This window comes from Novosphingobium sp. ST904, assembly GCF_001298105.1.
In the GTDB taxonomy this organism is placed as follows: domain Bacteria; phylum Pseudomonadota; class Alphaproteobacteria; order Sphingomonadales; family Sphingomonadaceae; genus Novosphingobium.
Map to the genome: position 1 here is coordinate 1 of NZ_LGJH01000067.1, position 6,420 is coordinate 6,420.

10 protein-coding genes and 1 pseudogene are annotated in these 6,420 nt (G+C 62.2%); 6 read left to right on the plus strand and 5 right to left on the minus strand.

Features of this window, described 5'->3' with window-relative positions; all coding sequences use genetic code 11:
- Positions 1-180 (plus strand): annotated as a pseudogene (locus tag ADT71_RS00765) (hypothetical protein); the annotation flags it as partial.
- Positions 181-206: 26 nt separating this feature from the next.
- On the opposite strand, the gene ADT71_RS29855 reads toward ADT71_RS00765, so the two are convergent.
- The 5 genes from ADT71_RS29855 to ADT71_RS00785 form a co-directional block, all read right to left on the minus strand.
- Entirely contained in the window at positions 207-647 is a 441-nt protein-coding gene (locus tag ADT71_RS29855; protein WP_082370061.1) for a recombinase, read from the minus strand.
- Between the two features lie 77 nt (positions 648-724).
- Positions 725-1,831 (minus strand): replication initiation protein, encoded by a 1,107-nt coding sequence (locus ADT71_RS00770; RefSeq protein ID WP_047167713.1) that lies wholly within the window; start codon positions 1,829-1,831, stop codon positions 725-727.
- Between the two features lie 385 nt (positions 1,832-2,216).
- A complete protein-coding gene (locus tag ADT71_RS00775) occupies positions 2,217-2,513 on the minus strand; it encodes a hypothetical protein (protein ID WP_047167714.1) in 297 nt (98 codons plus the stop codon).
- Positions 2,510-3,403 (minus strand): hypothetical protein, encoded by an 894-nt coding sequence (locus ADT71_RS00780; RefSeq protein ID WP_053000203.1) that lies wholly within the window; start codon positions 3,401-3,403, stop codon positions 2,510-2,512. Before ADT71_RS00780 ends, ADT71_RS00775 begins: the two co-directional genes overlap by 4 nt.
- A complete protein-coding gene (locus tag ADT71_RS00785) occupies positions 3,403-3,672 on the minus strand; it encodes a hypothetical protein (RefSeq protein WP_047167715.1) in 270 nt (89 codons plus the stop codon). The genes ADT71_RS00780 and ADT71_RS00785 overlap by 1 nt, the downstream gene beginning before the upstream one ends.
- A 224-nt stretch (positions 3,673-3,896) precedes the next feature.
- Between ADT71_RS00785 and mobQ the strand changes: the two genes are divergently transcribed.
- The 5 genes from mobQ to ADT71_RS30925 form a co-directional block, all read left to right on the plus strand.
- Positions 3,897-4,619, plus strand: a complete 723-nt coding sequence (mobQ, locus tag ADT71_RS00790; RefSeq protein WP_054434237.1) for a MobQ family relaxase — start codon at positions 3,897-3,899, stop codon at positions 4,617-4,619.
- Complete coding sequence (locus ADT71_RS31815; protein ID WP_054434239.1) at positions 4,616-4,960, plus strand: hypothetical protein; 345 nt, start codon at positions 4,616-4,618, stop codon at positions 4,958-4,960. Before mobQ ends, ADT71_RS31815 begins: the two co-directional genes overlap by 4 nt.
- Positions 4,923-5,315 (plus strand): type II toxin-antitoxin system RelE/ParE family toxin, encoded by a 393-nt coding sequence (locus tag ADT71_RS00800; RefSeq protein WP_231635459.1) that lies wholly within the window; start codon positions 4,923-4,925, stop codon positions 5,313-5,315. The genes ADT71_RS31815 and ADT71_RS00800 overlap by 38 nt, the downstream gene beginning before the upstream one ends.
- 123 nt (positions 5,316-5,438) lie before the next feature.
- Complete coding sequence (locus ADT71_RS00805; protein WP_205499322.1) at positions 5,439-5,744, plus strand: HigA family addiction module antitoxin; 306 nt, start codon at positions 5,439-5,441, stop codon at positions 5,742-5,744.
- 32 nt (positions 5,745-5,776) lie between these two features.
- Positions 5,777-6,420 (plus strand): hypothetical protein (locus ADT71_RS30925; protein WP_156336379.1); only part of this gene is annotated, 644 nt, incomplete at its 3' end.

The following is a 6,420-nucleotide window of genomic DNA, read 5'->3' on the forward strand; positions in this document are numbered from 1 at the left end:
AAGGACGTGCGGAAGATGGCTGACGAAGCCGCGCCGGAGCCTGAAGAGGCCATCCCGGCTGACGCAGGTCCGCCGCTCAATACCGTTGCGGATGTGCTGGCTTTCGCCCGCGAGAAGATCGCCGTTCTGACCGGCATGCCCGGCGATACGATCAAGCTCGACCTCAAAATGGGGGTGTAAATCTCATTTGATGGATGTGATCGCGGTCATTCGTCAGGACGGCCAAATAGACGACCGAAAAACCCCCTCTTGGATTCCGTGGGGCCGGGTCCGGCCAGCAGTCCGATCACTCGGGCTTGAGCCTCACGCCGTTCCTCATCCGATTGATCGAGGCGACGACGAAGGTCGTCGATCGTGCCGTCCCGATCGCGCAACTGTTCCAAGGCAGCATCAAGACGAGCCTGTAATACATTGGAATCTGACCCGTTACGGGTGTCAGCATTGCCGTTGCGTAGCGTTTCAAATGGTGTTTCGGTTACTGGTGCGGCTGACTTGGGAGGATACACCCGGTGCAGTTCGACTGGCTCAATCGAGAAAGAACCGTCATCCTTCTTTGTCGCAGAAATTCGACCACTATTGATGGCTCGCGATATGGAAGCCTTGCTAATACCTGTCGCCTTTGCGGCTTCTCCGAGGGTGTAAGCCATTTTATCCGTCCCTGTTGCGGATCGTTTCAAAACGTGATCCGCTAACTGTTAGCAGAAACGGTCAGGTGGCGAAATGGTCAGACTCTGCCCCACTTGGTGGCACACCCCGTAACCCATTTCGTCCAATCTGCCTTGAGGGCATCCCCTACCAATTTACGGCGCTGTTCGGGGCGGACGCGAGCATACTGATCCGCTAGGCGCTGTACGGAGTGACCACCGCCTAGGGCCATTCCGATTGCATGAAGCTCCGGGGTCTTGAACTCGTCCACCTGATCGTCGGCCGGCCAGCGTAGGGTGTCCGAAACCGATAGCCGAGAAGCCGCCGAGGCGATGAGGCTGGCGGTGTCGACGATGGTTTCTGTCGTCCCTTCCCGGCGGGCCTTTCGGCCGCTGCTATGGCGTCCTGCCTCATCGGCCGCGGCGTCAGTGGCGTCGTCGTCTTTAGGGGTGAAGGTCAGGGTGACGTGGGTGATCTTGCCCCGCGCCCCGCGCTTTTCCGACCAGTCCATCGTGAAGGCAGCGAGCTGATCGATTTCGGCTTTGCCAGGTGTCAGCACCAGACGCCGGAAGTCGGAGAAGTTGGGCATCGAATTAGAGGGTGCGCCAAGCCGCTCCCGCAGCTCATCGACCGTTCCGGACCATGTGGGGCTACGCCGTCCAGCCAGCAGGCAACCCATCTCATAGAGGGTGATCGCATACTTCGACCGGAAGGCGAGCAGAGCCGCCCGGTTGAGGCGAGCGTAGTAATCGCTCCCCTGTAGGATTGCCCTAGCCGGTGCCGTGAACTCCCACTCGACGGTGGCCCGGCCGTCTTCGGCATGTTCGTTGAGCGTCCAGGCAAGCAGGGCAGCGGTGAGCGTCGCCGCACGCCCTTGCGCCGAGGTCGAAGGCATTTGGAACTTCACATCCATCAGCTCATCGAGGGTGTCCTGGATCCGATCATTGGCGTTGTGGGTGCCTCGCAGATCGCGCTTGGCGATGACATGTGATCCCGGTCGCCACGCTTCACCGGCAGCTTTGGCGATTAGAAGGGCTAGGGTCTTGCGGGCCGCCAAAGAGGGTGACGTACCCGCGCCGAACCGTGCTTCGATGAACTCGCCAGCTTTGACGATGGCATGACCGTCACGAACCGAGATCGTGGAAGCCGCCTTCATCGTGCGGCCGATAGGAAGGTCGTCGAGCACAGCATGAGCTTAGCCAGTTACGACATAAGATCAATGTCAATGTCATAGATCGCACAGTTACCCCATTCCTCACGGGGCACCCGATCCGTCGTAACTGAGCACCCCATTTGTCGTAGGTGCTCACCCCATTTGTCGTAACTGAGCACCCCATTTGTCGTAGGTCAGGCCATTTTTCCTATATGAATCAACAGACAAGCAACCCCTGAATCATAGAATCAATAGAATCTAGAATCATCGCGCACGCGCGAGGCTGGCGTTGCATGATGACAAGCGGAATCGGCCTTCGGCCGATGCACCGATGATGCGTGCCGGCTACGCCGTCACAGGGGCGGCCTACCGGCCGCAGGCTTGGCGAGGAAGGAGTCGGGGCGAAGGCATCGTGCCATCATTCGCCGGTCGTCACGCGGCGAGGGGGTTTGCCGTCGCGCTCGTGGACAACGATCGCAGACACGCCGGAGGCGGCGATGCGATCGATCAGGCGATCGGCCTCCTCGTACTGGTCGCTGGGCCAGTCGCGGGCGACGTGGACGCGATCCCCGCCGATTTCCAGCGTCAGGTGCGAGATTGAGGGATCGAGGTCGAGCAGCCGCGCCATGTCCGCCTGGGTATCGAGCGTGACGCGCCGGAGATCATGTCCGGTCATGATGAGCTGCCAGGTGCGGGTGCGATCATCTAGGTTCATGGCAGCAGCCACCCGGTGTAGGATTTGGCATCAGGGTTCGCGCCGAAGCACCAGTATACCCCGTCGCGCTTCTCTCGCTTCCAACCGTGATCCTTGGGACAGGCGGCAATGGCGGGGATGGTCTGTTCGCTTGCCTGATCGATGCGGCGGGCGAGCTTACCGTTGACGGTGTTGGCCCAGCTCGCCGCAGCCGTTTCATCACGGGCGCGGGCATAGCCTTGCGCCTCGCCGGCCCCGTTACCCAGGTAGTAGCCGTAACCCCCGGCAATCGGCACCAGCAGGGCGAAGCCGGCGAGCGCGCCGTTCCACCACCTGTCCCACCGGCGCCGGCGCTGCTCATGGGCGCGGCGATCGGCGGCATCAGCCGCAAGACGATCGGCCAGGGCGGCGTGCGCGGCCGTGTCAGCGTCGATCCGACGTCGCAGGGCCTCTCCCGCCCCGGCAAGGCCGTCCGTGGCTCCACGACGCGCGCCAGCCTCTGCACGGGCCTCCAGGGCGGCAGGATCGACCAGGCGGGCCGCTATGACCTTGTCACGGGCTTCCTCGTCCTCGGCGCGCTGTGCGTCCCTGGCGGCGGCATCGGCAAGGCTGGCGCGCACATCGGCCACCAGATCGCGCAGGGTACCAAAGCCGGCGAGGACGCGCTGGATGTTGGTGTCGAGGTGGGAGAAGAAACTGTGCGCCTGGGCGGCGTCGGCGACATCGCGCGCGCGACCGGCGGCAGAGGGTGGCGGATCGGGGGGCGTGTCGAACTCGGCGGGATCGAACCTGCCGGCCGGGGCATCGGTTCGGCTCCCGCCACGAGCCATTCCCTTTCCGCGTTCCCGCTCGTTGAGCTGGCGGGCCTGTTCGAGCAGGCGACGGGGGTCGTCGTCGCGGTCGCGGTCCATCAGCGATCCTCCCCGGGCAGCGTCCATCCCTCGAACGGTTTGCGATCCTGATCCCGGCTGATGCGGTGGGTCAGTTCGGAGACGATGCCGGCGAACCGCTTGTCCTTGCTGGCGGCGTCGATGAGCAGTCCGCCCAGGATGATCTTGCGGCGGGTATCGAGACGACGGCCCTCGGCAGCGACACGGGCATTGAGCGCGTCGAGACGGGCCTTGGCCTGGTTGACCCGTTTGCGAGCCTGTTCGATGGCTTCGGGTGTTGGTGCCGCCATACCTTCTCCGCGTGAAAGCACGATAACAAAGCGAGCATAGCTCAAACCAACAAACGAAACCACCCGAGACGACGATAGGAGACAAGGGCGCACTTTAGCATTACTGCGTAATGCGTGCGGCAGGGATACCCTGCACCCATGTCGCGATGCGACAGCGGGGCCTCCGCCCCACACCCCGACCAGCGCAACGCCGCTGGACCACGTTGGAGAAGGCAGGCGCGACGATGGCGATCTACCATCTGGCGGTGAAATCGGTGTCGCGCTCGACCGGGCGCAGCGCGGTCGCGGCTGCGGCGTACCGGACCGGCGCTTGTCTCGAAAACGAGCGCGACGGCCTGGTGCACGACTACACGCGGCGGGGCGGCGTCGAGGACGCGTTCATCGTCGCCCCGGAAGGCGCGGAGTGGGCGCAGGACCGCTCCGCGCTGTGGAACGCGGCCGAGGCGGCGGAGAAGCGCAAGGACGCCAAGGTCGCGCGAGAATATGAGCTGGGGTTGCCGGCCGAGCTGGACGCCGGCCAGCGCCGCGACCTGGTGCGTGCTTTCGCGGAGGATATCCGCAACCGCTACGGGGTGGCAGTGGATGCCGCGATCCACGCCCCGCATGATTACGGCGACGATCGTAACCACCATGCCCACGTCATGACGACGACGCGGGTAGCGGAGGCGGACGGGCTGGGGGCGAAGACGCGCCAGCTCGACGTGCGCTCGACGGCCTCGGTGGAGGTGGAGGCGATCCGCGAGCGGTGGGCCGGGATGGTCAACAGCGCGCTGGAACACGCCCAGGTAGCCGAGCGGGTCGATCACCGCAGTTACGAGCGTCAGGGGCTGGATATCGAACCGACCGTGAAGATGGGCCATGCGTCGCCGCGATCGAGCGGCGCGCGTCGGCCGAGCAGATCGCGGCCGGCAAGGAGCCGCACGCCGTTACCCCGCGCGGGCAGATGAACGAGGCGATCATGGAGAAGCGGGGGCTGGGCTTCTACATCGAGCGTGGTCAGGAGCGGATACGGGAGTGGTCCCACCAACTCCGCGAGCGTGCCGATCTAGCGATGCAGGGCATGTCCAGCTTGGTCCAGGGCGCAGCGCGGGCGATGCGATCGGGGCTACAGACCAGCAGCGAGGGCGGGTTCGGGGCGGTGCCGGCGCTCGACCAGTCACCCCAGCGCGACCAGGTGCCGGCGATTGAGCTGGACCAATCGGGGCAGCGTGGGCGGGATCGGCAGCGAGAGCAGGAGCTAGACCGTCAGCGTGGACGTGACGGGCCGGATATCGGGTTCGGGCGGTAGGGTCGCCGCCGAAGAATCGTTTTCGGCAGAGTGTAAGGTAATACTTGACAAATGTCAGGAAATGCCTTACAATGTGTCTATGATTAAAACATACACCAGCAAGGCGCTCGAAGCCTTCGCCACCAAGGGAGATGGCTCAAAACTTCCCGTCCAGAACCACAACCGCGTTCGCCGCATCCTGCTCACGCTAGATGCTGCCACGAAGCCCGAGGACATGAATGTTCCGGGCTTTCGCTTTCATGGGTTGAGCACCAAGCCCAAACGATATGCAGTCGATGCCAGCGGCAATTACCGGGTCACATGGGCTTGGGATGACGGCAATGCGATCGACGTGAATATCGAGGATTATCATTGAGGAGGGGCAAGCCCCTCCTAAAAATCTGTCAGCCAATGCTTGACATGTAAGGCTTTAGTTTACATATAGAGCTTATACAGAGACGCATGATGATCTGGGATCGGCCCGGACAGGAGACAGATGATGAACCAGCTCGTATCCGGCCTTGCCCCGATGCACCCCGGTGAGCTGCTGCGGGAGGACATTCTGCCCGCACTCAACAAGCCCAAGGCGGAGATCGCCAGGCTGATCGAGGTGTCGCGGCAGACCCTCTACGATATCCTCGCTGAAAAGCAGGATGTCACCCCGACTATGGCGCTTCGGATCGGCAAGCTAACCGGCACCACGCCCGAAATGTGGGTGAACATGCAGCGCAATTACGACTTGCGTGTGCAGGCAGTGAAGGACGCCGATATCATCGCGCGTATCCCTACGCTCGAAGCGGCGTGATCCCTTTATCAAAATTGCAGAAGGGCGGGGGTATGCTGAAACTGTGGACGGCCTTAGTGGTCGGCACGACGCTGACCTGTTCGGGACAGGTAGAAGCCCAACGGCGCGTTGTTAAAAAAGCTACGCCAGTGCGCGTGACGTCGTCATCATCAAGTGCCAGTGCTTACGCATCGAGTGTTGCCGGCGTCACCTGTGACAATGCTGCAGCCCGTGCTGCATCAATAATTCCGCTCGCGAGCGTTCTTAAGCCGCTATCGAATATGGATACGACACAAGGCAAGACGGAGTTTGAGACAACAGAGCAATTTGTCCAACGCCGAGGCGATACAGTTACACGCCTACTAGGCGGAGACAACATCGTAGCGGTAGTCCCACTTGCCGATCATTTCAGCTATAACGCTGACACGCAACAAGCGCGGATTTCTCCGGCTCGGGAGAATCAGGACTATTCGGATACCAGCGAAAGCACGACGATATCCCTAGAGGCTTTCAAGGACTTCACGTCACTCGGCAGCTACGTGGGTAGCAACGCCTACGGAGCCACGGCGAGGGTGAAGGCAGGAATCTTCTCGCAGTACTATATCGACGTCAACGTATCCCGACACGACAACAGTTGGAATTCGACTTTTAGTCGAACGGTAAAACTGGAGCTTAGCCCAGAGAAAGCCCGCGAGTT

Coding starts and splice junctions, on each gene's coding strand:
- ADT71_RS29855 (WP_082370061.1), bottom strand. CDS start 647: ATGGCTTACACCCTCGGAGAAGCCGCAAAGGCGACAGGTATTAGCAAG.
- ADT71_RS00775 (WP_047167714.1), bottom strand. CDS start 2,513: ATGAACCTAGATGATCGCACCCGCACCTGGCAGCTCATCATGACCGGA.
- ADT71_RS00780 (WP_053000203.1), bottom strand. CDS start 3,403: ATGGACCGCGACCGCGACGACGACCCCCGTCGCCTGCTCGAACAGGCC.
- ADT71_RS00785 (WP_047167715.1), bottom strand. CDS start 3,672: ATGGCGGCACCAACACCCGAAGCCATCGAACAGGCTCGCAAACGGGTC.
- mobQ (WP_054434237.1), top strand. CDS start 3,897: ATGGCGATCTACCATCTGGCGGTGAAATCGGTGTCGCGCTCGACCGGG.
- ADT71_RS31815 (WP_054434239.1), top strand. CDS start 4,616: ATGAACGAGGCGATCATGGAGAAGCGGGGGCTGGGCTTCTACATCGAG.
- ADT71_RS00805 (WP_205499322.1), top strand. CDS start 5,439: ATGAACCAGCTCGTATCCGGCCTTGCCCCGATGCACCCCGGTGAGCTG.